We start from the raw sequence: 26,690 nt of genomic DNA on the forward strand, positions 1-26,690 counted from the left end.
CCGCCCGAGGGGCGGCCTTCGGTGTTTCCGGGGTCGTTCCTCTCCAGGTGAGCTCGCCGAGCGAGCTCCGCTCACGAGAAGGAACCCACCGATGAACCTGCTCGACCTGCTGGACGATCCCCGACCGTTCGCCTTGCTGCGCCGCCGGACACCCGGCCACGACCACGACGTGGTGGAGCTCCTGCTGGGCGAGGTGCGCGAGGTGGACCTGCTCGCCGACATCCCCGGCGAGGCGCTCGCGCTGATCCCCTTCCGCCAGATCCGGGAGCGCGGCTTCGACGTCCGCGACGACGGCACCCCGCTCACCGTGCTCGTCCCCCAGGAGCGCCACGAACTCCCGCTGGACCTGGTCCTGGAGCAGCTGCCGTCGCACGACGTGCGCGTCGAGGGCGGCGGCTTCGACGTCGGGGACGAGGAGTACGCCGGCATCGTCGGACGGGTGCTCGACGAGGAGATCGGGCGGGGCGAGGGCGCGAACTTCGTGATCCGGCGGACGTACGAGGGACGGATTCCGGGGTTCGGGAGGGCCGACGCCCTCGCCCTCTTCCGGCGGCTGCTGGTGGGTGAGCGGGGCGCGTACTGGACCTACGTGGTGCACACCGGGGCGCAGGAAGGCCCCGCGGAGCGTGCGACGGGTGGGCGCACGCTGGTCGGGGCGAGCCCCGAGGTGCATGTCCGGATGTCGGGCGGGACCGTCGTCATGAACCCGATCAGCGGGACGTACCGCTATCCGGCCGAGGGCCCGACGCCACAGGATCTGCTCGCCTTCCTGGCCGACGGCAAGGAGATCGAGGAGCTGTCGATGGTCGTCGACGAGGAGCTCAAGATGATGTGCACGGTCGGTGACATGGGCGGAGTGGTGATCGGCCCTCGGCTCAAGGAGATGGCCCATCTCGCGCACACCGAGTACGAGTTGCGGGGCCGGTCCTCGCTGGACGTCCGGGACGTGCTGCGCGAGACCATGTTCGCGGCGACCGTCACCGGGTCGCCGGTGCAGAACGCCTGCCGAGTCATCGAGCGGCACGAGGTCGGCGGGCGCGGCTACTACGCGGGGGCGCTGGCCCTCGTCGGTCGGGACTCCGGCGGGGCGCAGACCCTCGACTCCCCCATCCTCATCCGGACCGCCGACATCGACGCGGACGGACGGCTCCGCGTCCCGGTGGGCGCCACCCTCGTTCGGGGGTCGGATCCGGTCGGCGAGGTCGCCGAGACGCATGCGAAGGCGGCGGGGGTGCTGGCGGCGCTGGGGGTCGGGGAGGCACGGCCGCGCACCGAGCACGCCGGGCCTCGGCTGGCGGACGACCCGCGGGTGCAGGCCGCGCTCGACGGCCGGCGGTCCTCACTCGCGCCGTTCTGGCTGCGGATGCAGGAGCGGGGCGACGGTCTCGACGGGCACGCGCTCGTCGTGGACGGCGAGGACACCTTCACGGCGATGCTCGCGCATCTGCTCCGCTCGTCGGGGCTCGACGTGACGGTGCGGCGCTACGACGAGCCGGGGCTGCGGGAGGCGGTCCTCGCGCACGAGGGCCCCCTCGTGCTGGGCCCCGGTCCGGGCGATCCGGGCGACGTCCGGGACCCGAAGATGCGCTTCCTGCGCGGCCTCACGGCCGAGGTGATCCGGCGGCACCGGCACGGGGTGCTGGGCGTCTGCCTGGGCCATGAGCTGATCGCGGCCGAGCTGGGCCTGGAGATCGTCCGCAAGGAGGTGCCGTACCAGGGGGCGCAGACGGCGATCGACCTCTTCGGGCGGACGGAGACGGTCGGCTTCTACAACAGCTTCGTGGCGCGCTGCGACGACGAGGCCCTCGCGGAGCTCGCCGCGCACGGCGTCGAGGTGAGCCGCGGCGTCGGCGGCGAGGTGCACGCGATGCGCGGTCCGGGGTTCGCGGGCGTGCAGTTCCACCCGGAGTCGGTGCTGACGCTGAACGGCACGGCCGTGGTGCGGGAGCTGGTCGGTCAGATGCGGGGCACCAGCACGTTCTCCGAACGGCGGCCCTCGGCGTAGTCCAGGACGTTGCGGACCGTGGTGTCGATGATCTGGCCGACGGCGTCCTCGGTGTAGTACGCCTGGTGGGACGTGACCAGGACGTTCGGGAAGGTGACGAGGCGGGCCAGGGTGTCGTCCTCGACGGGCTCCAGGGACTTGTCGAGGAAGAAGAGCCCGGCCTCCTCCTCGTACACGTCGAGGCCGACGCCCGTGAAGCGGCCCTCGCGCAGTTCGGTGACGAGGGCCCGGGAGTCGACGAGTCCGCCGCGGCTGGAGTTGATCAGGATCGCGTCGTCCTTCATGGCCCGCAGGGCCGCGGCGTCCACGAGGTGATGGGTCTGCGGCATCAGCGGCACGTGCAGGGTGATGAGGTCGGACTCGGCGAGGAGGCGCTCCTTGGGGACGTACTTCATGCCGAGTTGGACACAGGCCGGGTTCTCGGCGATGTCCCAGCCGAGCAGGTTCATGCCGAAGCCGTGCGCGATCGTGGCGAACACCTCACCGATCTTGCCGGTGCCGACCACGCCGGCGGTGCGGCCGTGCATGTCACGGCCCATCAGCCCGTCGAGCCGGAAGTCGAAGTCGCGGGTGCGGGTCGCGGCGCGCACGACACGGCGGTTGACGGCCATCGCGAGGGTCCAGGCGAACTCGGCGACCGAGTGGGGCGAGTAGTACGAGACCCGGGCGACCGTCATGCCCAGGCGTTCGGCGACCTCGAGTTCGATGTTGTTGAACCCGGTGGAGCGCTGGGCGATCAGCCGGGTGCCGCCGGCCGCGAGCGTCTGCAGGACGTGGTGCCCCAGGCCGCAGTTGACGCTGCTGGAGACGGCCTCGTAGCCGGCCGCGATGGGAGCGGTGTCCTCGGTGAGGAAGACGTCGAGGCAGCGGATTTCGTGGTGCCCCTCGAAGGCCTTCTCGATGAGCGGCCTCTCGTCGGACTGCACACCGAACGCAACGATCTCCACCGGCATCTCCCGCTCTGGAGGATTATGGGCCGAATATACGGCCCATAACCCCAGGGTGCCGGGTCAGCCGAAGAAGACGCCGACCTCCTCGTACAGCTTCGGGTCCACCGTCTTCAGCTTGGCCGTGGCCTCCGCGATCGGCACGCGGACGATGTCCGTGCCGCGCAGGGCGACCATCTTGCCGAAGTCGCCGTCCCGGACGGCCTCGATGGCGTGCAGGCCGAACCGGGTGGCCAGCCAGCGGTCGAAGGCGCTCGGGGTGCCGCCCCGCTGGACGTGCCCGAGCACGGTGGTGCGGGCCTCCTTGCCGGTGCGCCTCTCGATCTCCTTGGCCAGCCACTCGCCGACGCCGGAGAGGCGGACATGGCCGAAGGAGTCGAGCGAGCCGTCCTTGAGGACCATCTCGCCGTCCTTGGGCATGGCGCCCTCGGCGATCACGACGATCGGCGCGTACGACGCCTTGAAGCGCGAGGTCACCCATTGACAGACCTGCTCGACGTCGAAGCGCTGTTCCGGGATGAGGATGGCGTTGGCCCCGCCCGCCAGACCGGAGTGGATGGCGATCCAGCCCGCGTGACGGCCCATGACCTCGACGACGAGCACGCGCATGTGCGACTCGGCGGTGGTGTGCAGGCGGTCGATGGCCTCGGTCGCGATGCCGACCGCGGTGTCGAAACCGAAGGTGTAGTCGGTGGCGGAGAGGTCGTTGTCGATGGTCTTCGGTACGCCGACGACGGGCACGCCGTACTCGTCGGTGAGGCGCGCCGCCACGCCCAGGGTGTCCTCGCCGCCGATCGCGATGAGCGCCTCGACCTCCTGCTTGGCGAGGTTCTCCTTGATCCGGCGGATACCGTCCTCCTGCTTGAGGGGGTTGGTCCGCGAGGAGCCGAGGATGGTGCCGCCGCGCGGCAGGATGCCACGCACGGCGGGGATGTCGAGACGGACGGTGTCGCCTTCGAGCGGACCTCGCCAGCCGTCCCGGAAGCCGACGAAGTCGTAGCCGTACTCCTGCACGCCCTTGCGGACGATGCCCCGGATGACGGCGTTGAGCCCGGGGCAGTCGCCGCCTCCGGTCAGTACTCCGACCCGCATGGAAAAGTCCCTTCGCCGCGGTTGCCTGATGGACTCACGCTAAGGGTGATGCAGGTCACTTCGGCATGGTGCGGAAGGTCAATTCCGGTGAATTGTGAGGGTGTTGATCTACGACCTTCACCCGAAGGTGGGATGCACCAGGTTTACGCCTCGTCAAGACCGCGTTCGATGGCGTACCGCACCAGCTCCACCCGATTGTGCAACTGGAGCTTGCCCAGGGTGTTCTGCACGTGGTTCTGCACCGTGCGGTGGGAGATGACGAGACGTTCCGCTATCTGCTTGTAGCTCAGGCCCTTGGCGACGAGCCGGAGCACCTCGGTCTCGCGGTCGGTGAGCTGCGGGGCCTTCGGTTCGTCGTCGCCCGCGGCGGGGACCGGTTCGGAGGCGAGCCTGCGGTACTCGCCGAGGACGAGGCCCGCGAGGCCCGGGGTGAACACCGGGTCGCCGACGGCCGTACGGCGCACCGCGTCGATCAGCTCCTCCGTGGACGCCGACTTGAGGAGATAGCCGGTCGCGCCGGACTTCACCGCCTCCAGGACGTCGGCGTGCTCACCGCTGGCCGACAGCACCAGGACACGCAGGGCGGGGTTGGCGCCGACCAGTTCCTTGCAGACCTGGACGCCGGGCTTGGCGGGCAGGTTCAGGTCGAGCACGAGGACGTCGGGCGCGGCGGCCCGGGCACGGCGCACGGCCTGTTCGCCGTCGCCCGCGGTGGCGACCACGTCGAAGCCCGACTCGGTGAGGTCGCGGGCGACGGCGTCACGCCACATGGGGTGGTCGTCGACCACCATGACCTTGATCGGGTCGTTCCCCCGCACGTCCGCCGCCTCCGTCTTCGCCGTCATCGCCGCCCCACCGTGTTCGTCGTCGCCATTGCCTCTTCCCCCCGGGTCACCGCTCCGCCTTCCTCCGGTTCACCGCTCCGTCCTCGCCCGGGTCACTGCTCCGCCTTCGCCGCGGACGCCTTGGGCACCTTCAGCTCGACCTCGGTGCCCTGGCCCGGGACCGAGATCAGCTCGGCCGTGCCGCCCAGGTCGCGCAGCCGACCGCGGATCGACAGGGCGACCCCGAGCCGCCCCTCGCCCTCGGCCTGCGCGAGCCGGCCCTCGGGAATGCCAGGACCGTCGTCCCGCACGGTCACGATCACCTCGTCCGGTTCGTCCTCGACGAGGATCCAGGCACGGGCGTCGGGACCGGCATGCTTGCGGACGTTGTCGAGGGCGGCACCGACGGCGGCGGCCAGTTCCCCGGCGGCCCCAGGTGCCAGCCGTACGGGCGCGCCGGGCTCGGAGAGGGTCACGCGCGCGGCGGCGTACGGGGCCAGCAGGGCCCGCAGGTCGGCCGGGCCGGCCGCCTCCTCGCCGGCGTCCGGTTCGTCGACGGCCCGTACGACCGCGCCGAGCGCGGCGTCCTCGGACACCCGGGAGACGGGCACCAGACCGCCCGAGACCAGCGTGCGCAGCGCCACCTCCTGCTCACCGGCCATCCGGCCCAGCTCCGCCGCCTCGCCGCCGAGCGCGGTTCCGCGCCGCTGCACCATGGCGAGCACCTGGAGCACGCCGTCGTGGATGTCGCGGGCCAGACGCTCCCGCTCCCGGGTGGCGGCCTCGATCTCCAGGGCGCGGGCGAGGGTGCGCTCGGAGGCGCGGGCGACCTCGACGACGTATCCGATGGCGATGGAGGCGACCCAGACGAGGATCACGTTGTGCACGGTGTCGCGGGTCGGGGCGCCCCGCTCGACGACGTTGACCGCGGCGACCAGGGTCGAGGCGAAGGCCGCCCATCGCCAGCCGCCCTTGACCGCGAAGGCGAGGACGGAACCGGCGGTCCATATGGACGGCAGCGTCGGGCCGCCGTCCTCGATCCGCGACGAGGCGTCGGCGACCCGGGTGAGCAGGATGCCGACGAGCGCGACGGTGAGGTCGGCGGCCAGGAACCCCTTGGTGCAGTTGGCCGCGTTCGCCACCCTGGGCAGGGTCGCCAGGGTCCACACGCACAGCACCGCGTAGAACACGATGGCGACCCAGGGACGGGTGAACTCGTCGTACGCGGTGGCGAAGAGCCCGACCGCGTAGAACATGGTCAGGACGCGGTAGGCGGTGAGCGCGCGCCACAGCGGCAGCTCGACCGACATCCTCATGACTCTCTCGCGCCTGGCCATGTCCCCCCACCCCACCGCTCCCCGACGTCCTCACGGACGCTACTAGGAGCCGGAACGTTCCTTGTCCCCCTGGCCGGATTCCCCGGCGGCCTGCTTCGCGGCCTGCGCGAGCGCCGCCTTCGCCGCCTTGTCCGCCTCCTTCTCGGCCTTCGCCTCCTCCGCGATCTGCCGCTTGGCGGCCGTCGCGTACATGTCGACGTACTCCTGGCCGGAGAGCTTCATGATCTCGTACATGACCTCGTCGGTCACCGCGCGGAGCACGAAACGGTCGTGCTCCATGCCGACGTACCGGCTGAAGTCGAGCGCCTTGCCGATACGGATGCCCGGGCGCATCAGCTTGGGCATCACCTTCCCCGGCGGCTGGATCTTCTCGGTGTCGATCATCGCCACCGGGATGACGGGGGCGCCGGTGGCGAGCGCCACGCGCGCGAGGCCGCCGGGCTTGCCGCGGTAGAGACGGCCGTCCGGGGAGCGCGTGCCCTCCGGATAGATGCCGAACAGCTCACCGCGCTCGATGACCTCGATACCGCTCTTGATCGCCGCCTCGCCCGCGCCGCGCGCACCGGAGCGGTCGACGGGAAGCTGCCCGACGCCCTTGAAGAAGGCGGCCGTCATCCGGCCCTTCAGGCCGGGCGTCGTGAAGTACTCGGCCTTCGCGATGAAGGTCACCTTGCGGTCCAGCATCGCGGGCAGGAAGAACGAGTCCGAGAAGGACAGGTGATTGCTCGCCAGAATCGCGGGGCCCTCGGCGGGGATGTTCTCGAGGCCTTCCACCCAGGGTCTGAAGGCGAGCTTCAGCGGCCCTCCGATGGAAAACTTCATTGCGCCGTAGATCAACCGAGTGCCTCCTGTGTCGTCGGTCAGACCTTAACCCGGAGCGCCGTCAAAGGGTCCGACGACCCTGGTCGGTGTCAGTGCGGTCGCGTACGGTGAAGTACGCCTCGAAGTCTCGGGGGTTCCGTTCGTTCCGTTCCGCCCGCCTGATGAACAGGAGACCGAAGGTGCCGGTCCTTCCTGGAGCCGAGCCGTTCCGCCGCGAGGGCGGAGAGGTCGGCGTCCTCCTCTGCCACGGTTTCACCGGGTCCCCGCAGTCGCTGCGGCCCTGGGCGGAGTTTCTCGCCGAGCGCGGCCTGACCGTCGCGCTGCCGCTGCTGCCGGGGCACGGCACACGCTGGGAGGACATGCAGCTCACGGGCTGGCAGGACTGGTACGCGGAGGTCGACCGCGAGCTGCGTGCCCTGAAGGACCGGTGCGACCAGGTCTTCGTCCTCGGTCTGTCGATGGGCGGCACCCTGGCCCTGCGGCTGGCCGCGAAGCACGGGGACGACGTCACCGGCGTCGTGGTCGTCAACCCGGCGAACAAGGTGCACGGCCTCGCCGCGCACGCCCTCCCGGTCCTGCGCCACCTCGTGCCCACCGTGAAGGGGATCACGAGCGACATCGCCAAGGAGGGCGCCCAGGAGATCGGCTACGACCGGGTGCCCCTGCACTCCGCGCACTCGATGCGGAATTTCTACCGGCAGGTCGACGGTGAGCTGCCCCAGGTCACCCAGCCGTTGCTGCTGCTGCACAGCCCGCAGGACCATGTCGTGCCGCCCGCGGACTCGGCCCGTGTCCTGAGCAGGGTGTCGTCCACGGACGTCACGGAGATCCTGCTGGAACAGAGCTACCACGTCGCGACGTTGGACCATGACGCGGACCGGATCTTCGAGGAGAGCTACGCCTTCATCGCCCGGCTCGCGCCCGCTGTCGGCAAGGAGCCCGGCACGGGCCGGCTGGGTCAGCAGGAAGGGACGGCCACCGGTGGCTGAGTACGACGCGGACCGCGGCGACTCCGAGGAGAAGGGCATCCCGGTCGGGGAGCCCCTCGGCGGGTCGTCCGGTGATGCCCTCGGCGGGTCGCCGGAGGAGCAGAGCGTGCCCTTCGACGAGGACGCCGCGTGGCAGGCGATCGTCGCGGGGTACGGGGAGGAACCGCCGGACCCGCCGGGCGCGAAGCCGTTCAAGTCGGTCGAGGACCTCGCGCTCCTCGACCCGGAGACGAACGACGGCCCGGACGACGGCGAGAAGAACGACGGCGAGAAGAGCGCCGCGGGGACCGGATCCTCGGACAGGCCCGCCGGGGACGAGCCGTCCCCGGCGAAGCCGCTGGGCAGCTCGGTCGCGTTCGCTCCCGGTGTGGGCGGCCCGCGGGACTACCGCGCGTCCGAGCCCTCCGACGACGACTTCGACGAGGACGACGAGGGCCACTTCGTGCCGCCCGAGCCGCCCCCGCTGCCGGCTGCGGACGCGACCGCCAAGTTCGCCTGGCTCGCCGTGCTCGGCGGCCCGGTGCTCCTGCTGCTTGCGGTGCTCCTCGGCTGGGACATGACCTGGTGGCTCGCCACCCTCGGCATAGGCGGCTTCCTGGGCGGTTTCACCACCCTGGTGATGCGGATGAAGACCGACGACGAGGACGAGGACGACCCCGGCCGGGGCGCGGTGGTCTGAGCGCGTCTCAGGACGCGGGCACCTTGAGGGCGGCCAGTACGGGCAGATGGTCCGTGGCCGCCCTCAGGTCTTCCTCCGTCACGCCGGTCAGGCCGAGCGGTACCCCGCAGCCCAGGATCTCGACGCCGGCCGTGGCGAAGATCGCGTCGATCCGCTGGTGCGGGTCGGTGGGGGTGGAGGTGTGCTCGGCACCCCAGGGGCAGGTCGTCCACCCGTCCTGGAGCGTGCCGGCCAGGCGCGTGAAGGTGGGTCCGCCGGGGCGTTCGTTGAGGTCTCCGCCCGCGACGGCATACGGGGTGCCGAGGCCGGCGAGACGGTCGAGGAGCATGCCGCCCTGCTCGTACCGCTCGTCCTTCTGGAGCGAGAGGTGACAGCTCAGGACGCCGAGGCGGGCCCTCCCGAAGCGCACCACCGCGGTGGCGAAGCCGCGCCGGTGCAGGCCGGGGGTGAGCGGGAGCAGGACGTCCTCGGTGCGTTCCACCGTCCCCCGCAGGGAGCAGAGCAGTGCGGGGCCGGCGGCGGTGGCCCCGCCCGAGAGGATCACCTGTCCGGACGCCGCCGCGAGCCGTGCCAGCTTCTTGCGCCAGCGGAAGAAGCGCGGCGCCTCCTGGACCAGGACGAGGTCGGGTTCGCAGGCGCTGATCACCCGCGCGAGCGCGTCGGTGTCGTCGCGCATCGAGCGGATGTTGTAGCTGAGCACCCGGATGACGGCGGAACCGTCGGGCTCGGTACGGGAGTTGGGCAGCGGGGTCGTCGCCATGCGGATCAAGATACGCCGCCACGGCCCCCCGGGACCGGGAGTGCGCGCCGGGGGGCGGTGATCCGGTCGGAGAGCGGGAGTACGCGCCGGGGGCGGCGGTCCGGTCGGAGAGCGGCGATGCGTGCCCGAGGCGGCGATCCGGATCGGGCACCAGGAAGGCGCGCCCGCTCGGGCGACCCGGTCGGAGAGCGGCGGTGCGCCCCGGGGACGGCGTTGCGGTGGGAGAGCTGGACTGGACGACGTCCGGTTCGACGATCCGGTCGCGGTACGGGGCGGCCATGGCACCGCCCGCCGTCCCTGGAGGGCGGGGCGGGCATGGCACCGCCCGCCGTCCCCGGAGGGCGCGGCGGGCGGAGACGTACACAGGCGGTGCGCGTGTCACATGATCGGGTCGGGCTCCCGGGCCAGGTCCGCGGCACCGACGAGGCCGGCCTTGTTGCCCAGCTGCGCGGCGATGACGTCGGCCACAGGGCGCCAGTTGCCGCCGACGAGCCAGCGCTTGTACGACTTGCGGATCGGGTCGAGCACCAGCTCGCCCTCGTCCGAGAGGCCGCCGCCGACGATGAACGCGGACGGGTCGAAGAGCGAGGCCAGGTCGGCGAGGCCGGCACCGGCCCAGCGGGCCAGCTCGCGGTAGGAGTCCACCGCGACAGGGTCGCCCTGGCGCGCGGCCACCGAGATGTGCTTGCCCTCGATGCCGTCGGGCGTGCCGTTGCCCAGGGCGAGGAGGATCTCCGCGTGCTCGGGGGTCGCGTTGGCCCGCTGCTTGGCGTACCGGACGAGGGCGCGTCCGGAGGCGTACTGCTCCCAGCAGCCCTGTGAGCCGCAGCCGCACAGCAGACCGTCGGGCACCATGCGGATGTGGCCGAACTCGGCGGCCACCCCGAAGTGCCCGCGGCGCAGCTTGTTGCCGATGATGATGCCGCCACCGAGGCCCGTGCCCAGGGTGATGCAGATGACGTTGCGGTGACCCTTGCCGGCGCCGAACTTGTACTCGCCCCACGCGGCCGCGTTCGCGTCGTTCTCGACGACGACCGGCAGGCCCACCCGGGCTTCGACCTCGGCCTTGAGCGGCTCCTGCCGCCAGTCGATGTTCGGCGCGAAGTAGACCGTCGAGCGCTGGCGGTTCACATATCCGGCGGCACCGATGCCGACGCCCACGATGTCGTGACCGGCGCGCGCGCCCTCAACGGCCGAGGCGATCGCGTCCACGATGGCCTGCGGCGTGCTGGGGGTCGGCACCTTGTGGGTCGAGAGGATGTTGCCTTCCTCGTCGACCACACCGGCCGCGATCTTCGTGCCGCCGATATCGACGCCGATGGTGAGTCCCATGAATCCCTCAGTTTCGGTCGAGCCCCGCTACGGCCAACCGTACCCGAGGGGCCTTCAGTCCAAGTCAATCCGCTCCCCCGGACCCATGCCCTCGTCGCGAGGTCCGGTGTCCCGGGTGGTCCAGCGCCGCTCCTGGGCCTCGACGGCCGAGCGGTAGGCGGCGAGCAGCTCGGAACCCGCGGCCGCGAGGTGGTCGAACACGTCCGGGTTCCGCTCCAGGACGGGCTCGACGGCGGCCTTGGCCTGCTGCACGACCTGGTTGACCATCTGCTGGGCGGTGCCGGAGGCGACCGCGCCGAACAGCGGCGACTGCAGTCCGGACAGCTTGTCGGCGACGGCGTCGACGAGCTTGCGCAGTTCCTCGGCGGCCGAGCCGGGAGGCGTGCCGTACTGAGCGCGGCGGCGGGCCTTCTCCGCCGCGAGGTCCTCGGCGCACGCCTGCGCCCAGGCGTCGGCGTCGGCCGCGCGCACCTCTTCGGCCGTCTCCTCCTGAGCGGCGTCGGTTGTGGGGCGCTCTTCGCTCATGGCGGACTCCTGCCTACGTTTCGTGCCTTCGACGTTACCCGAACGGGGGTACACCGTTCACCGTGTCCGGGGCACGGATCGGCTGGGCCACGGACGTCGCCTCACTTGCCGCGCGGCCACAGCGCGGGGTCCGGCGCGAAGCGGATCCGCAGCTCGCCCTCACGCAGCGCCGCGCCGTCCACGGTGCAGCGGCGCAGGGCCGACGGAAGGGCGACGATCCTGCGGAACTGCCCGACGGTGACGACGAGTTCGTCGCCGCGCCGGACGAGGTCCAGTTCGTCGCGTATCGCGCCGGGGAGCGGAATGTGCCAGACGAGCACGCCGTCATCGGCGAGCCGGTCGGTGACGGGCCACTCGACCGGGGTGGGCGCCGCGTTGACGTGGGGCACCGGAAGTTCGGCGAGGTCGCCGCCGCCCCGGGGATCCCGCCCCAGGTGCGGGACCGCGTGCAGGTCGTACGTGTCGCGCCACTCGTCCAGGGCCTTGTGCTGCTGGGCCGCGAGGGCGGCGAGCCACGGGTCGTCCGTGGCGGCGGGCAGGACACGGTTGGCGACCAGGGCGTCGACGGACAGTCCACGCAGGGCGAGCGCGGTGGAGGCGGTCCGTACGGCGTCGGTGCCTGCCGGGCCGGGCTCCGCGACCAGTCGTACGGTCGTGGCCCTGTCCTCGACGACCGCCTGCACCGCGGCCAGCTCGACGTCCCAGCGTGCGGCCGTCTCGTACAGCCACTCCGCGGGCATCGGGACGCCCGCGAGCCGCCCGAGGACGGGTCGCAGGGCGCGGGCGGCCTGGCGCTCGGGAGGGAGCAGCCGACGCAGATAGCGGCGGAGTTCCTCGGGGAGGCCGAGGAGGGCGAGGGTCTGCGGGGCCGGCGGGAGGTCCACGACCAGGAGCTCGTAGGCCTCCGAGAGCGCGGCGTCGCGCAGGGCGCGCAGCACGGCGAGTTCCTCGGCGCCGGGCAGCGGGGTGACTTCCTCCGCGTCCAGGCGGGAGGCGCCGAGCAGGTCGAGGGCGGCGGTGGCCCGCTGCTGGAAGGCGGTGAGGTCCTCGCGGAAACGCGCGGCGGCGTCGGGGCGCCAGGCGGTGAGGTTCGGCGCGGCCTCCACGGGGGTCGGGCCCGTCGGAACGCCGAGGACCGCACCCAGGGTGTCGGTGCGGTCGGCGGTGAGCACCAAGGTGCGGGTGCCCTGGTGGGCTGCCCGCAGCGCGGTGGCCGCGGCGACGGTGGTACGGCCGGTGCCGCCCTGGCCGGTGATCAGGATGGTGCGCATGAGGGTGAACGGTACCTGCGCCGCACCGGCGCGACGGACCGCGCTCCCCCGGTTGCCGGGGCCACCGGACCCGGTCCCCCGGTCGCCGGGGACGTCGCGCTCCCGACGGAGACCGCCGGACCCACCGGACGCGGTGTCCAGGTCACCACGGACGTCGCCCTCCCGGGAGAGACCATCGGAGTCACCGCGCTCGGCCCCCAGGACGCAACGGACGTCGCGCTCCCGACGGAGACCGCCGGACCCACCGGACGCGGTGTCCAGGTCACCACGGACGTCGCCCTCCCGGGAGAGACCATCGGAGTCACCGCGCTCGGCCCCCAGGACGCAACGGACGTCACGCTCCCGACGGAGACCGCCGGACTCACCGGACGCGGTGTCCAGGACGCCGGGGGTGCCGCGCCGGCGGCGGAGATCGCCGGGCGCACCCCGCTCCGCTCCCGCGGCGCCGGGATCGCCGTAGCCGCGCGCCGGTGCCGGCAGTCAGACCTCGCCCGACTCCACGCGCTTCTTCAGGCCCGCCAGCGCGCGGTCGATGATGACCTTCTCGGCCTTGCGCTTGATCATGCCGAGCATGGGGATCTTGACGTCGACGGTCAGCTGGTAGGTGACCTGGGTGGCACCCGTGCCCGCGGGCTTGAGGAGGTACGAGCCGTCGAGCGAGCGCAGCATCTGGGACTTGACCAGGGTCCAGGAGACCTCGTGGTCGCCGGTCCAGGTGTAGCCGAGGGTCTGGTCGTCCTTGATGGCGCCGGCGTCCATGACGAGGCGCACCTGCTCGGCGCGGCCCTGGTCGTCGGTGGCGAGCACCTCGGCCTCCTTCACCTCACCCGTCCAGTCCGGGTAGCGGGCGAAGTCGGCGATCACCGCCATGACGTCAGCCGGTGCCGCCTCGATCGTGATGCTCGAACTGGTGTGTTCCGCCATCGCGGTGGCTCCTCCAGATGCGGTCCGGTGAGGGAGGGTGGGGCGCACGTGTGTGCAGCGTGAAGGCTACCGCGCACAGCCGCGGGCGCTGTCACCCCACCTGGGGTTCACCGGTTCCGGCGCCTCACCACTCCAGCGCCCACGGCGTGCCCGTGGCCGCGAAGTGGCCCACATTGACGCATTCCGTCGCCCCGACCCGCATACGGGGGGCGAGCGGCTGGTGGACGTGGCCGAACAGGGCGTAGCGCGGGCGGGTGCGCCGGATCGCGTCCAGGAGGGCGCGGGAGCCGCGCTCGAAGCGGCGCGCCACCGTGTCGTACACCAACTCCGGCACCTCCGGCGGAATGTGCGAGCACAGCACGTCGACCTCGCCGATCGCCTCGACCTTGGCCGCGTACTCCTCGTCGCTGATCTCGTAGGGCGTGCGCATCGGCGTCCGCAGTCCGCCGCCGACGAACCCGAAGACCCGGCCGCCGATCTCCACGCGTTCGCCGTCGAGGACCTGCGTACCGGGCCCGGCGTACTCCGGCCACAGGGTCGGCATGTCGACATTGCCGTAGGTCGCGTACGTCGGCGTCGGGAACGCGGCGAACATCTCGGCGTACTGCTTGCGCACCGCCTTCTCGATGGCGGCGGCCCGGTCCGCGTCGATGCCCGACCACAGACGGGCGCCGAACGCGCGCGCCTCCTCGAAGCGGCGGGCGGTGCGCAGCTCGACGATGCGGTCCGCGTTCTCCACACCGAACAGGTCCGGGAAGATGCCGCGCGAGTGGTCGGCGTAGTCGAGGAAGAGCACCAGGTCACCGAGGCAGATCAGGGCGTCGGCGCCGTCCCCGGCCCGGGCCAGGTCGCGGACGTTGCCGTGCACGTCGCTGACCACATGAATGCGCGTCCTCGCGTTGCCGACCGGTGTGGGTGCCATGACGATCAAGCGTAGGCGTGTGGGGCAAACGTGAATAGAGGCGGTCGGACCTGCGGTTACTGGCTAGTCAGGAATTGCGTGGACTACTGTGCGCGAAGGAACGCCAACACGTGTGACGCACAGAACATCTCGCCGGGACCCCCTGTCGAAGACGCCATACCGGCGGGTAACGTCCGGGCAGTCCAGTCGTACTCAGGTTTTCAACAAGTGATCACCTGAGTGCCTGCCCGAGCCTTGGACCGCACCGTCGCATCACACAGAGTCGTGGCGTCGGCGCCCTATGAGGAGCAGCAGTCTTGCGCGAGTTCAGCCTTCCGGCTTTGTACGAGGTCCCTGCGGACGGAAATCTCACCGACATCGTCCGCAGAAACGCCGCGCAGCATCCCGACGTGGCCGTCATCGCCCGCAAGGTCGGCGACACCTGGACGGATGTCACCGCCACCGCCTTCCTCGCCGAGGTGCACGCCGCGGCCAAGGGCCTGATCGCCTCGGGCGTGCAGCCCGGCGACCGGGTGGGCCTGATGTCCCGCACCCGCTACGAGTGGACGCTGCTCGACTTCGCGATCTGGAGCGCCGGCGCGATCACCGTGCCCGTGTACGAGACCAGCTCCCCCGAGCAGGTCCAGTGGATCCTCGGCGACTCGGGCGCGACCGCCTGCATCGTCGAACTGGACGCGCACGCCGCCGCGGTGGACTCGGTGCGCGACCGGCTGCCCGCCCTCAAGCACGTCTGGCAGATCGAGGCCGGCGGCATCGAGGAGCTGGGCCGGCTCGGCAAGGACGTCAGCGACGCGACCGTCGAGGAGCGCAGCTCCCTCGCCAAGGCCGACGACCCGGCGACCATCGTCTACACGAGCGGGACCACCGGCCGTCCCAAGGGCTGTGTGCTGACCCACCGGGCGTTCTTCGCGGAGTGCGGCAACATCGTCGAGCGCCTGCGCCCGCTGTTCCGCACGGGCGAGTGCTCCGTCCTGCTGTTCCTCCCGCTGGCGCACGTGTTCGGCCGGCTCGTGCAGGTCGCGCCGATGATGGCGCCGATCAAGCTCGGCTGCGTCCCCGACATCAAGAACCTCACCGACGAGCTCGCCGCGTTCCGGCCGACGCTGATCCTCGGTGTGCCGCGCGTGTTCGAGAAGGTCTACAACTCGGCGCGCGCCAAGGCCCAGGCGGACGGCAAGGGCAAGATCTTCGACAAGGCGGCGGACACGGCGATCGCGTACAGCCGCGCCCTGGACACCCCGTCGGGGCCCTCCCTCGGCCTGCGGATCAAGCACAAGACCTTCGACAAGCTGGTCTACAGCAAGCTGCGGGCGGTGCTCGGCGGCCGCGGCGAGTACGCCATCTCCGGCGGCGCGCCGCTGGGCGAGCGCCTCGGCCACTTCTTCCGCGGCATCGGCTTCACGGTGCTGGAGGGCTACGGCCTGACCGAGTCCTGCGCGGCGACCGCGTTCAACCCGTGGGACCGGACGAAGATCGGCACCGTGGGCCAGCCGCTGCCGGGCTCCGTCGTCCGGATCGCCGACGACGGCGAGGTGCTGCTGCACGGCGAGCACCTGTTCAAGGGCTACTGGAACAACGAGGCCGCAACCGCCGAGGCGCTGGCCGACGGCTGGTTCCACACCGGTGACATCGGCACCCTCGACGAGGACGGCTACCTCCGCATCACCGGCCGCAAGAAGGAGATCATCGTCACCGCGGGCGGCAAGAACGTCGCCCCGGCCGTGATCGAGGACCGCATCCGTGCGCACGCGCTCGTCGCGGAGTGCATGGTCGTCGGCGACGGGCGTCCGTTCGTCGGCGCGCTGGTCACCGTCGACGAGGAGTTCCTGGGCCGCTGGGCCGACGAGCACGGCAAGCCGGCCGGTTCGACCGCGGCGTCGCTGCGCGAGGACGCGGATCTCCTCGCGGCGATCCAGGACGCCGTCGACGACGGCAACGCCGCCGTGTCCAAGGCGGAGTCGGTGCGCAAGTTCCGTATCCTCGCTTCGCAGTTCACCGAGGAGTCGGGGCATCTGACGCCGTCGCTGAAGCTCAAGCGCAATGTGGTGGCGAAGGACTACGCGGACGAGATCGAGGCGATCTACCGGGGCTGAGCCCTTCGGAAGTCTTCAGGGCGCGGATCCTCACCGAGGACCCGCGCCCTCCGCGTTCCCACTCCCCCGGGGCTGCGCCTCTGCCGCCCCGGCGCCGAGGAATCCCAGCCCGTCGGCCGCTTGAGCACGAGGCCGTCCAGGCCGAAGCGGGAATCCCGGGGCACAGCCTCCGAGAGCGAGGAACCTCGCCCCGCCGCCCCTACCCGTCCCACACCCGGGGCTCCGCCCCGGACCCCGCTCCTCAAACGCCGGAGGGGCCGATTCAGCCCGTCCGGCGTTTGAGGACGAGGCCGTCCAGGCCGCAGCGGGGGTCTGGGGGCGGCAGCCCCCAGGACAACGGGACGGGCAGGGGCGGAGGGGGCGAGCAACCCCTACAGCAGCTCACGCAGGTGCTCGGTTACAGCAGCTCACGCAGGTGCTCGGCCAGCAGGTCCCAGCGCCACTTCTCCTCGACCCAGGCGCGCCCCCGCTCACCCATGCGGCGGCGGAGCTCGGAGTCACCGAGGAGGGTGACGACACGGTCGGCCGTCTCGGACGGCGAGCCACCGCGGACCACCCACCCGGTCTCGCCGTCGAGCACCGCGTCCGGCGCCCCACCGGAGTCACCGGCGACGACGGGCAGCCCGGTCGCGGACGCCTCCAGGTACACGATGCCGAGCCCCTCGACGTCGAGGCCCCCGCGCCGCGTACGGCAGGGCATCGCGAAGACGTCCCCGGCGCCGTAGTGCGCGGGCAGTTCCGACCAGGGCACCGCCCCGGTGAACCGGACCGCCTCGCCGACACCGGTGTCGTACGCGAGTTTGCGCAGGTCCCGCTCGTAGGGCCCGCCGCCGACGATCAGGAGCACCGCGTCCGGCTCCTTGGCGAGGATGCGCGGCATCGCGAGGATCAGGGTGTCCTGGCCCTTGCGCGGCACGAGACGCGAGACGCACACGACGACGGGGCGGTCGGTCAGGCCCAGCCGGGCACGGACCACGTCACCGCCCGAGGAGGGGTGGAAGGTCTTCTCGTCGACGCCGGGCGGCAGTTGGACCATGCGCGCGGCGGCCTCGGGGGTCAGCGCGGAGGCGATCCGGGAGCGGGTGTACTCACCGAGGTAGGTGATCGTGTCGGTGGACTCGCCGATGCGGCGCAGGAGTCCGCGGGCCGCGGGCAGCTGCGCCCAGCCGGCCTCGTGCCCGTGGGTGGTGGCCACGATCCGCTGCGCGCCGGCCCGGCGCAGCGCCGGCGCCATCAGGCCGAGCGGCGCCGCCGCCCCGAACCACACCGACGTGCAGCCGTGCTCGCGCAGCAGTCCGACGGCCCGCCGGGTGGCCCCCGGCGTGGGCAGCAGCATCGTCGTGCGGTCGCGCACGACGGTGAAGGGCTGCTCCGCGTCGAAGGCGGCGGTGGCCTCGGCGCCCTCGCGTCCGCGCTTCCAGGTGGAGGCGTAGACGACGAGCCGCTCGGGGTCCAGGCGCAGCGCCATGTTGTGCAGGAACGCCTGGATGCCGCCCGGCCTGGGCGGGAAGTCGTTCGTCACGATCAAGGTCTTGTGCATCGTGTTCGACACTATCGAACCTATACTCACAGCTCCGCACGGCCGCGCTTGACGGCTCGCGCACAGGGCGGCGCGACATCATGACCACGGCGCACGCGGCACGCAGCGGGCTCCGCGACGACGCGACCGCGGGCCGTGCGGGACCACGGCAGCACAGCACATACGTTCGGGACGGACAAGGACCAGGTGGGCATGACGGGCACTAGGGGGGCGTGGTTCCCGTACGGACCGCTCGCGCTGCTCGGGACCTGGACCCTGACCAGAGTGCTGCTGCTCCTGTTCGTGTTCAAGGTGTACGTCTTCCCCGGCCCCGACGTCACGAGCGACGTGTTCGTGATCTACCAGGGCTGGTACGAGGTCCTGCGTGACGGCACCTTCCCGCTGGACGACGTCACCTGGCAGTACCCGCCGGCCGCCGCGCTCGCGATCCTCTCCCCCGCGCTGCTGCCCACCCTGGGCTACGCGCAGGCGTTCTTCGTGCTGGCCTGCGTCGCCGACCTCGTGGTGTTCGCCCTGCTCTTCTACGCGGGCCTGCGCCCCGGCAAGACCCTGCGCGGGGCCTGGGTGTGGGCGGTCGGGGTACCGCTGCTCGGTCCGACCGTGTACGCCCGCTACGACGTGATGGTGACGTCCGTCGCGGTCGCCGCGCTGCTCGCCGGTGCGCGCCACCCCCGCATCATGGGGATGCTCACCGGCTTCGGCGCACTGGTGAAGGTGTGGCCGGTGCTGCTGCTGGTGGGGGCCGTCCGGCGCCGGGCCTGGGCCGCGGCCGCGGCGACGGCCGCGGTGATCGCGGCCGTGTTCGGCCTGGCGATGCCGGGCGCGTTCTCCTTCCTGACGTTCCAGCGCGACCGCGGCACCGAGGTGGAGTCGCTCGGCTCCCTGGTCTTCCACGTGGCGCGCGGGCACGGCTGGGACGGTCAGGTGCTGCTCAACTACGGGTCGGTGGAGTTCCTCGGCCCGTACGTCGACGTGGTGAGCACGGCGGCCCTGGTCCTCACCGGGCTCGCCTTCGGCTGGCTGCTGCTGTGGCGGCTGCGCGTCAGGCGGTTCCTGCCGCACACGCTCGCGGACGCCGCGTTCGTGGCGGTGCTGATGTTCACGACCACCAGCCGGGTGATCAGCCCGCAGTACATGGTGTGGCTGGTCGGGCTCGCGGCGGTCTGTCTGTGCTTCCGCCGCAGCGGGATGGTCCTGCCGGTCGTCCTGGTGCTGGCCGCGTGCTTCGTGACCGTCCTGGAGTTCCCGGTCTGGTTCTCGCACGTCGTGGGCAGCGATCTGCTGGGCGTGAGCCTCCTGTTCGCGCGCAACGGCCTGCTGGTGATCGCCACCGTGCTGGCCGCCCTGGAGCTGTGGCGGAGCACGGTGTCCGACCCCGCGCCGAGGGTGCCCTCTCAGGCGGCCCGCACCCAGGAGAGCCTGGCGTCCTCCTGACGCCGGGCCCAGACGCCCAGCGCCGCGCACTGCACCGTCATGGACAGGGCGAGGGCGAGGCAGATCCCGGGCAGTCCGAGCCCCGACAGGACGTAGGCGAGCGGTAGCTGGACCGCGGTGCCGAGCAGGGTGACCCGCAGCAGGACCGGCGCTCCCCCGCTCCCCTCGAAGACCCCGCCGAGCGCGATGCAGCAGGCCATCAGCAGCAGGTACGGACCGACGCAGCGCAGGAACAGCACACCGTCGTGCGCGACGTCGGGACCGGCGCCGAAGGCCCGCATGATCCACGGTGCCAGCGCGCCGAGCAGACCGGCGGCGAGCAGGCCGGCCGCGCCGGAGACGAGCACGGCCTGCCGACCGATGGCGCCCCGCTCGTCACGCCCCGCGCCGCGGGTGTGCGCGGTGTGGATCGAGGCGGCCTGCCGGACCGCGTAGAACGCCATGGTGGCGACGTACATGACCTTGTACGCGATGGAGTACGCGGCGACGGCCGTCACCCCGAGCCGGGCCACGATCGCGACCAGGACCAGCGCGCCGCCCTGCCGCACGGTGAAGTCGGCGGACATCGGCAGCCCGGTCCGCAGGGTGCGGCGCAGGGCGGCGGCGGCCGACCGTGCGGGCGAGGTCGGGGCGGCCTCGCGCAGCAGGGCGTTCCGGCGCAGGGCGCGCAGCCCGGCCGCCAGGGCCACGCAGCGGCAGAGCACGGTCGAGGCGGCGGCGCCGGGGACGCCGTACGCGTGGATGAGGAGCGGGTCGAGGCAGAGGATCAGACCGTTGGCCAGCAGGGCCAGGCGCATCGGGGTGCGGGTGTCACCGGTGCCCTTCAGGATGCCGTCGACGAGGTTCTGGGCGAAGAAGACCGCGATGCCCGGCAGGGAGATCGCGAAGTACTGCACGGCGAGCACCGTGGCCGTCCCGTCACCGCCGAGCACCAGCCGGGCCAGCGGTTCCCGCAGCAGCAGGCCGCCGGCGACGACCGTGGGGGTGACCACGGCGCACAGTGCCCATCCCCCGCGTACGGCCGCGCGGACCTCGCCCGGGTCCCGGGCCCCGCGGGCGTGCGAGACCAGCACGGTGGTGCCGGACGCGAAGACCAGGGCGATGCCGAGCAGCACGTTCTCGGTGTTGGTGGCGACGGCGACGGCCGCCACGGCGGCGCCGCCGAGCCGGGAGACCCAGAGGGTGTTGATGACCCCGGAGGCGACGGAGGCGAGCAGGGAGAGGTAGACGGGGTGGGCGAGCGCGATGAGCTGCTTGCGGTGCGCGTTCACAGGAGCTCCCTCGGTGCGGACGGCCCGGCGGGCCTCCCTGGGCGGGCAGGTCCGGCGGGCCTGCCTCGGTACGGGCGCCCGGCGGATGCGGTCCGCCGCGGCACCTCGATCAGAGCTATCTCGTTTCGAGGTAGCTCGATAAGAGGTACCATGGCGTCAAGAGACCCGCAACCACGGAGCCGCCGCGTGCTGGAGCTGTCGATCCTCGGTTTCCTGTCCGAAGAACCGCTGCACGGCTATGAGTTGAAGGAGCGCATCAAGGCCCTCAGCGGCCATGTCCGCCCGGTCAGCGACGGGGCCCTCTACCCCGCGATCACGCGCCTGGTCGACGCGGGCAAGCTGGACCAGCGCACGGCGCCCGGCAGCAGCGCGGCCCCCCGCCGCATCCTGTCCCTCACCGACCGGGGGCGCGAGGACCTGCTGGAGCGGCTGCGCCACCCCAAGCAGGCGGAGATCACCGACCAGGTGCGGTTCAACACCCTGCTGGCCTTCCTGCGCCACCTGCCCGACCGGCAGGAGCAGGCCGCGGTGCTGCGCCGCAGGCTGGACTTCCTGAGGACGCCGGCGAGCTTCTTCTACCGCGACGGCGAGCCCGTGCGGGCCGAGGACAGCGGCGACCTGTTCCGGGAGGGCATGCTGCGGGTGGCCCGTGCGACGGGCGAGGCGGAGCGGGCGTGGCTGACCGAGGCGATCACCCGGCTGGAGGCAACTGCGCCCTGAGGTAGTCCCGCCACTGCGCCGTGAAGTGCTCCGGCGTCGTCTGCAGCACGTCGCGCAGTGCGTCCTCGACCGCACCGGCGCGCTTCTCGTGGTCGCCGACGGCACGGTAGAAGTCGTTCAGGCGGACCTCGCCCCACCGGTCCGCGATCAGCCGGCAGGCCAGCCAGCCGCCCTCGTACGCCCGTGCCAGCCGCGCCGCGTCCCCGCTGAAACCGAAGTCCCCGTCCCCAGGAAGCGCGGCCGGCAGGCTCCCGTCCCGCACGGCACGCTCCAGCTCCGGAGCGACCTGCGGGGCCGTCCGCCCGCTGCCGCGGTAGCCGACCCAGTCCGCGTACCCCTCGGAGAGCCACAGCGGTGTGGCCGCCGAGGTGTGGGCGCGGGTGGCGACATGGGTCGTCTCGTGGGTGAGCACGACCTGCTTGCCGAAGTCGCCCAGGACGCCGAACGCGTCGGGATTGACGATGATCCGGTCCGCCGGCGCCTCCCCGGACCCGCCGGCCTCACCCGTGGTGACCGCCGCGATCCCCCGGTACCCGGACGCCGGGGCGCCGAGCAGCCCGGCCATGCCCTCCAGCGACTTCGGCACGAGCACGACGACGTGCCGCGACCAGTCCGTGCCCCACGCCCCGGACGCGGCGGGCACCGCACGGTCCGCCAGCCCGGCGTAGTCGCGCAGCCGCTCGGCGGACTGCCCCACCCCCAGCGCCAGACTGTGCTCGCCGTGCACGACCGTCACCGGCCCCTGCTCCCACAGCTGTTCGCCGGCCTTCTTCGCGGGCTCGTCGGACGCGACGTACCAGGTCCCGCCGGCGCGGACCAGGCGCAGGGTGCGGCCGACGGTGACGGGCGCGGCGTCGTACCCCTCGATGCGGTAGCGCAACTGGGCGTCGGCCGTGGCCCGGTCGCCGGTGCGGTGGACGTCGGTCACGCGGTACGCCCAGGACTCCAGCGGAACGGCGCGCAGGTTCGCGAAGTCCGGGTCGGCGCCGGCCCGCCGCCCGGTCGCCCGGTAGGCCGGCTCGTCCCGGGCGAGCACCGCGGCGGCCCGCAGGTCGAGGACCCGTTGCACCTCGGCCGACACGGTGTCCGAGGACGCCCGGCCGCCGCAGCCGACGAGCACGGCGAGCAGCAGCACCAGGGAGAGTCCCGCTCTCGACGCACGCCTTCGACCAGCCACGTTCCCGATCGTACGGCGGCCCGGGCGCTTCGGACTCCGGTCGGGCCGCGGTCAGACCCTGGTGACCGACGAGACCGGCATCATGCCCACCGGGTCGTACCGCACCGGAGCACCGGGGTACGGGGCGTGGATCACCTGGCCGTTGCCCATGTACATCGCGATGTGGCTGGCGTCGGAGCGGTAGGCGATGAGGTCGCCGGGCTGCGCCTGGGAGAGCGGCACCTGTCGGCCCGCGTACCGCTGGGCCTGCGAGGTGCGCGGCAGCCCGACCCCGGCCTGCGCGTACGACCACTGCATGAGGCCCGAACAGTCGAAGCCGCCCGGCCCGTTGCCGCCCCAGACGTAGGGGCGGCCCAGCGCGGAGCGGGCCGCCGCGACCGCGGCGGCCGCGCGGGCCGAGGACGGGACGGCGTCTCCGAGGTCGGGCAGGTCGTAGCGGCCGGAGCGGGACGCCCGGTCGTAGGCGGCACGTTCGGCGTAGGGCAGCGAGTTGAGCAGCTGTCGCGCCTCGGCGAGCTTTCGCTCCACGGTCCGTTTGTGCCGCGCGACGGCCTTGCGGCTCTTCTCCAGTTCGGCGAGCTTGCCGGTGGCCTCCTCACGCTTCTGCGCGAGTTCCCGCATCGCGAACTGGAGATCCCTGAGCTCACCGGCCTGGTGGGAGCTGATCCGGTCGAGCGCGGCGGCCTTGTCGATGTACTCGGCCGGGTCGTCGGAGAACAGCAGCGCCAGGGAGGGGTCGAGGCCGCCGGAGCGGTACTGGGCGCCCGCGAGCGAACCGAGCGCGTCCCGCATGGTGTTGATGCGCTCCTGCTGCCGGGCGATCTCGTCCTGTGCCGTGCCGACCTGCTCGCGCAGGGAGTCGGCCCGCTCCTCGGCCTTGTTGTACGCCTCGGTGGCCTTCTCCGCCTGCGTGTACAGACGGTCCACCTCGGCCCGGGTGTCGTCCTGCGGTGCCGCGGAGGCGGGCAGGGCGCCGAGTGCGGCGGCCGCCGCGGACATCACGCAGGCGGCGAGGCCGAAGGCGCCGACGCCCCGGTCGAAGCCGGACGGTGCAAGGCGGCGATGAAACCCCACGGGTGGCCGCTCTCCCTTCCGCTGACGGTCCCCCGGATTGGGGGAAACGCGCCAGACAGTAGCCGCGCGACTACGCGACGGCCAAAGGTCTCTGCGGGCACACAAAAAGTGACGCCCCGCCTCAGACGCAGGTCACGGACGGGTCGCGGGGTCAGCGGGCGGTACCGCAATTCGCCCGTTTGGGCGGAGTGACGAGAGCCCCCGCCGATGCTTCGGCGAGGGCTCGTCGGGAGGCGTGCGTCAGATGCGGACGCCGAACTGGAAGGGCATGTTGCCGATCGACTCGTAGCGCACGACCGTGCCGGTGCGCGGGGCGTGCAGCACCTGGCCGTTGCCCGCGTACAGGCCGACGTGGTGCATGTCGCCGTAGAAGATGACCAGGTCGCCGACCTGGAGGTCGCTCTGCGAGTAGATGCGCGTGCCCGCGTTGGCCTGCGCCTGGGAGGTGCGCGGGATGGCGACGTCGGCCTGGGCGTAGGCCCAGGAGGTGAGGCCGGAGCAGTCGAAGGAGCTGGGGCCGGAGGCACCGTAGACGTACGGCGAGCCGATCTTGCTCTGGGCCGCGCTGAACGCGGCACCGGCACGGCCGGAGGCGGGGGTGCTGGAGCCGCCCAGGGCGCTGCGCTCGCTGGCGCGGCTGGCACGGGCCTGCTCGGCGTCGAGAGCCGCCTTCTCCTTGGCCGTCAGGGTGTTGAGGAGCTTCTGCGCCTCACCGAGCTTGCCCTGGACTTCCTTCTTCTTCTTGGCCAGCTCCGTCCGGGTGTCGGCGAGGTCCTTGAGCTTCTCGGAGGCCTCGGAACGCTGCTGGGCGAGCGAACGCTGCTTCTCCTGGACCTTCTTGAGCGCCTCGACCTGCTGAGCGCTCAGCTGGTCCATCGCGGACGCCTTGTCGAGGTAGTCGTCCGGGTCGGAGGAGAGGAAGAGCGCCACGGAGGGGTCGATGCCGCCGGTCCGGTACTGGGCGCTGGCCATCGAACCGAGGCCGTCGCGCAGCTCGTTGAGCTCCTCCTGGCCGCGGGCGACGTTGTCCTGCAGGGAGCTGATCTGCTTCTGCAGCTTCTCCTGCTTCTCCTTGGCGCCGTTCAGCTTCTCGGTGGCCTTCTCGGCCTCCTCGTAGAGCTTGTCGACCTTCGACTTGACCTCGTCCTTGCTCGGCTTCTCGCTCGGCGCGGCATTGGCGGCATTGGCGCTGAGGGCCACGGCAGCGGCGGCGGCGGTGGTGAGCACGGTCACACGGGTGCGGCTCGGCTGCTTGGGTCGACGGTGGGACGCCACGAAGGCGAGCTCCTTCTTCCTCCAGCCGCCTGCCGAATGTGCGACGGGCGGTGCCCCTCCACCGTCACTCCCAATGAGTGATCACCCGAGCGGAGGTTCGAGGCCTGACCCTAGTGACCTTCCTGTGATCAGTTCAAATCCTCATAGGAAAAATCTCGGTCACCGAGCGCATTCTTTGCCGGCAACTCACATGCAGTGATGTGGCTCTGACGCTACGTTGCGTGAAGGTCACGCCAATTCGGGCATCACGCCCGGACGTTACGCATGGGACGTACGTTGCCTATGAGTCTTAGGCCGCAGATGGTCAGCCGCGCGAAAAGCGCTTGAGAAGCACCGCGGAGGCCACCGGCCGGGCACCCGCCTTCGCGATGCCGTCGGCCACCTCACGGTCGGTCGAGACCACGATGACCGGCCGTCCCGGAGGCTCCGCACGGACCAGCTGACGGATCAACTCGTCGGCGGTGACGCCGGGCTTGGAGAACAGCACCCGCACCCCGCGCGGCGGCGCGAGCAGCACCGGCGCGGCCAGTTCGGCCCCGTCGAAGACACAGGTCACCTCGGAGCCGGTCTGCGCGGCGAGCTGCGAGAGCTGCCCGAGGAGCCGCAGCCGCTGCTTCTCCAGCGGCATCTGCGGGTAGCCCGTCTTGGTGACGTTGTAGCCGTCGACGACCAGGTGCGCCTGCGGCAGCGCGAGCAGCTGGTCGAGGATCGCGGGATCGTTCTCGGACAGCGCGCGAGCAGCGATGTCTTTTGGCGTCATTCGTCCCGGTTCGACCGCGTCGACGGTCTCCGCCGGCCGCACCGACACGGGCGGCAGGGCGAGTTCACGCCGCAGCCCCTGGGCGGCGTCCAGCACCGTGTCGAGGAGCAGGCGCACCCGCATGTCCTCGACGCTGCGGCCCTCACGCGCCGCCCGCCGTGTCGCCTCCAGATTGGCCTCGACCTCGCCGAGGCGCGCCTTGAGCCGCCGGGCCTCGCTGTCGGAGGCGGACACCTGGGCCTGCGCCTCCGCCCGTACGCCGTCCATCTCGCCCTGGAGCTTGCGCAGGGCCGCCTCGCCGCGCTTGACGTCACTGAGGGCCCCGCGCAGCTTGCGGTGAAGCGATTCCGCTTCCTTCTTCGCCGACTCCACTTCCGCGCGCAGCCGTTCCGTCTCGGCCCTGGTCTGGCCGCGGGCCTCGGCGAGCTCCGCCCGCAGCCGCTCCAGCTCGGCCCGGGTCTCCTCGTCGGCGCGCTCGGCGTCCGCGCGCAGGGCTTCCTCGCCGGCGGCCGTCACCAGCTTCACCCAGCCCGCGGGGCGCAGCACATAGGCCGCGGCCGCCACGTCCAGCGGATCCGCGGCCGGGGGCGGCGCGCCCGAGTCGAGGGCACCGGCGATCTCCGGCTGCGCCTCTCTCAACTTCTCGGCGATGCGCTGTCTGAACAGCGTGTCCGTCTCCAGGGCCGCCGCCATGGCGTTCCCCGCGAACTTGGCCCGCCGATTGGGGGCGAACCGCGCATACTGCCGCAACTGGGCGGGCAGTTCACCGACGGTCAGCCCGCCGAAGCCGTCGGAGACGATCTGCACGACGCGGCGGCGCACGCCGTCGGGCAGCGGACGGTCGAGCACCTCAGCGGCGCCGTCGTCCGGCTCCCCGCCTGTGGTCTCCACCATCCGTCACCCCAATGTCTGTGCGG

Annotated in this window: 23 protein-coding genes; 6 read left to right on the forward strand and 17 right to left on the reverse strand. The window is 72.1% G+C overall.

What is annotated here, in order from left to right; translation table 11 throughout:
- The first annotated feature begins 91 nt into the window (after positions 1-91).
- Positions 92-2,005 (forward strand): anthranilate synthase family protein, encoded by a 1,914-nt coding sequence (locus tag ACZ4IF_RS00780; protein ID WP_467558324.1) that lies wholly within the window; start codon positions 92-94, stop codon positions 2,003-2,005.
- Here the strand turns inward: ACZ4IF_RS00780 and ACZ4IF_RS00785 are convergent.
- The 5 genes from ACZ4IF_RS00785 to ACZ4IF_RS00805 all read right to left on the reverse strand — a co-directional run bounded on the left by ACZ4IF_RS00785 (position 1,957) and on the right by ACZ4IF_RS00805 (position 7,027).
- Entirely contained in the window at positions 1,957-2,952 is a 996-nt protein-coding gene (locus ACZ4IF_RS00785; protein WP_467558326.1) for a 2-hydroxyacid dehydrogenase, read from the reverse strand. The genes ACZ4IF_RS00780 and ACZ4IF_RS00785 overlap by 49 nt on opposite strands.
- Before the next feature lie 63 nt (positions 2,953-3,015).
- Positions 3,016-4,044, reverse strand: a complete 1,029-nt coding sequence (locus ACZ4IF_RS00790) for a 6-phosphofructokinase (protein WP_095933743.1) — start codon at positions 4,042-4,044, stop codon at positions 3,016-3,018.
- A 143-nt stretch (positions 4,045-4,187) separates the two neighbouring features.
- A complete protein-coding gene (locus ACZ4IF_RS00795) occupies positions 4,188-4,835 on the reverse strand; it encodes a response regulator (protein WP_095933774.1) in 648 nt (215 codons plus the stop codon).
- Between the two features lie 146 nt (positions 4,836-4,981).
- Complete coding sequence (gene macS, locus ACZ4IF_RS00800; RefSeq protein WP_467558328.1) at positions 4,982-6,205, reverse strand: MacS family sensor histidine kinase; 1,224 nt, start codon at positions 6,203-6,205, stop codon at positions 4,982-4,984.
- 42 nt (positions 6,206-6,247) lie between these two features.
- Entirely contained in the window at positions 6,248-7,027 is a 780-nt protein-coding gene (locus tag ACZ4IF_RS00805) for a lysophospholipid acyltransferase family protein (protein WP_359491354.1), read from the reverse strand.
- A 179-nt stretch (positions 7,028-7,206) separates the two neighbouring features.
- Here ACZ4IF_RS00805 and ACZ4IF_RS00810 point away from each other — a divergent pair, with 179 nt between their 5' ends.
- Complete coding sequence (locus ACZ4IF_RS00810) at positions 7,207-8,016, forward strand: alpha/beta hydrolase (RefSeq protein WP_426675845.1); 810 nt, start codon at positions 7,207-7,209, stop codon at positions 8,014-8,016.
- Positions 8,009-8,695 carry a hypothetical protein gene (locus tag ACZ4IF_RS00815; RefSeq protein ID WP_467558331.1) on the forward strand — a complete coding sequence of 229 codons (687 nt, stop codon included), beginning with the start codon at positions 8,009-8,011 and terminating at the stop codon, positions 8,693-8,695. The genes ACZ4IF_RS00810 and ACZ4IF_RS00815 overlap by 8 nt, the downstream gene beginning before the upstream one ends.
- Positions 8,696-8,702: 7 nt before the next feature.
- On the opposite strand, the gene ACZ4IF_RS00820 is transcribed toward ACZ4IF_RS00815, so the two are convergent.
- From ACZ4IF_RS00820 to ACZ4IF_RS00845, 6 genes are all read right to left on the reverse strand, one after another.
- Complete coding sequence (locus tag ACZ4IF_RS00820; protein ID WP_467558333.1) at positions 8,703-9,455, reverse strand: endonuclease/exonuclease/phosphatase family protein; 753 nt, start codon at positions 9,453-9,455, stop codon at positions 8,703-8,705.
- Positions 9,456-9,833: 378 nt separating this feature from the next.
- On the reverse strand, positions 9,834-10,787 hold the full coding sequence (locus ACZ4IF_RS00825) for an ROK family glucokinase (RefSeq protein WP_028803236.1): 954 nt from the start codon (positions 10,785-10,787) through the stop codon (positions 9,834-9,836).
- Between the two features lie 54 nt (positions 10,788-10,841).
- Positions 10,842-11,312 carry a DUF5304 domain-containing protein gene (locus tag ACZ4IF_RS00830; protein WP_467558336.1) on the reverse strand — a complete coding sequence of 157 codons (471 nt, stop codon included), beginning with the start codon at positions 11,310-11,312 and terminating at the stop codon, positions 10,842-10,844.
- 101 nt (positions 11,313-11,413) lie between these two features.
- Positions 11,414-12,583: an ArsA family ATPase gene (locus tag ACZ4IF_RS00835; protein ID WP_467558338.1), complete on the reverse strand. Its 1,170-nt coding sequence runs from the start codon at positions 12,581-12,583 to the stop codon at positions 11,414-11,416.
- Between the two features lie 480 nt (positions 12,584-13,063).
- On the reverse strand, positions 13,064-13,507 hold the full coding sequence (locus ACZ4IF_RS00840) for an SRPBCC family protein (RefSeq protein WP_095933775.1): 444 nt from the start codon (positions 13,505-13,507) through the stop codon (positions 13,064-13,066).
- Positions 13,508-13,631: 124 nt separating this feature from the next.
- Entirely contained in the window at positions 13,632-14,429 is a 798-nt protein-coding gene (locus tag ACZ4IF_RS00845; RefSeq protein ID WP_467558341.1) for a metallophosphoesterase family protein, read from the reverse strand.
- Between the two features lie 296 nt (positions 14,430-14,725).
- Between ACZ4IF_RS00845 and ACZ4IF_RS00850 the strand changes: the two genes are divergently transcribed.
- A complete protein-coding gene (locus tag ACZ4IF_RS00850; RefSeq protein ID WP_467558343.1) occupies positions 14,726-16,522 on the forward strand; it encodes an AMP-dependent synthetase/ligase in 1,797 nt (598 codons plus the stop codon).
- 397 nt (positions 16,523-16,919) lie between these two features.
- Here ACZ4IF_RS00850 and ACZ4IF_RS00855 read toward each other — a convergent pair whose 3' ends face one another.
- Positions 16,920-18,062, reverse strand: a complete 1,143-nt coding sequence (locus ACZ4IF_RS00855) for a glycosyltransferase family 4 protein (protein WP_359491367.1) — start codon at positions 18,060-18,062, stop codon at positions 16,920-16,922.
- A gap of 192 nt (positions 18,063-18,254) precedes the next feature.
- Here ACZ4IF_RS00855 and ACZ4IF_RS00860 point away from each other — a divergent pair, with 192 nt between their 5' ends.
- A complete protein-coding gene (locus ACZ4IF_RS00860; protein ID WP_467558345.1) occupies positions 18,255-19,496 on the forward strand; it encodes a glycosyltransferase 87 family protein in 1,242 nt (413 codons plus the stop codon).
- Here ACZ4IF_RS00860 and ACZ4IF_RS00865 read toward each other — a convergent pair.
- A complete protein-coding gene (locus ACZ4IF_RS00865) occupies positions 19,457-20,767 on the reverse strand; it encodes an MATE family efflux transporter (RefSeq protein WP_467558347.1) in 1,311 nt (436 codons plus the stop codon). The two genes, ACZ4IF_RS00860 and ACZ4IF_RS00865, sit on opposite strands and share 40 nt — an antisense overlap.
- Positions 20,768-20,953: 186 nt before the next feature.
- Here ACZ4IF_RS00865 and ACZ4IF_RS00870 point away from each other — a divergent pair, with 186 nt between their 5' ends.
- Positions 20,954-21,487, forward strand: coding sequence for a PadR family transcriptional regulator (locus ACZ4IF_RS00870; RefSeq protein WP_467558349.1), 534 nt, complete (start codon positions 20,954-20,956; stop codon positions 21,485-21,487).
- On the opposite strand, the gene ACZ4IF_RS00875 is transcribed toward ACZ4IF_RS00870, so the two are convergent.
- The 4 genes from ACZ4IF_RS00875 to ACZ4IF_RS00890 form a co-directional block, all read right to left on the reverse strand.
- Complete coding sequence (locus ACZ4IF_RS00875) at positions 21,459-22,664, reverse strand: hypothetical protein (RefSeq protein WP_467558351.1); 1,206 nt, start codon at positions 22,662-22,664, stop codon at positions 21,459-21,461. The genes ACZ4IF_RS00870 and ACZ4IF_RS00875 overlap by 29 nt on opposite strands.
- Positions 22,665-22,715: 51 nt before the next feature.
- Positions 22,716-23,738, reverse strand: a complete 1,023-nt coding sequence (locus ACZ4IF_RS00880; protein ID WP_467558353.1) for a C40 family peptidase — start codon at positions 23,736-23,738, stop codon at positions 22,716-22,718.
- Positions 23,739-23,978: 240 nt separating this feature from the next.
- Positions 23,979-25,013, reverse strand: a complete 1,035-nt coding sequence (locus tag ACZ4IF_RS00885; protein WP_467558355.1) for a C40 family peptidase — start codon at positions 25,011-25,013, stop codon at positions 23,979-23,981.
- A gap of 304 nt (positions 25,014-25,317) precedes the next feature.
- Entirely contained in the window at positions 25,318-26,667 is a 1,350-nt protein-coding gene (locus ACZ4IF_RS00890) for an NYN domain-containing protein (RefSeq protein WP_359491379.1), read from the reverse strand.
- Positions 26,668-26,690 lie beyond the last annotated feature (23 nt).

The sequence above is a fragment of the Streptomyces sp. NPDC025784 genome, from assembly GCF_055558435.1.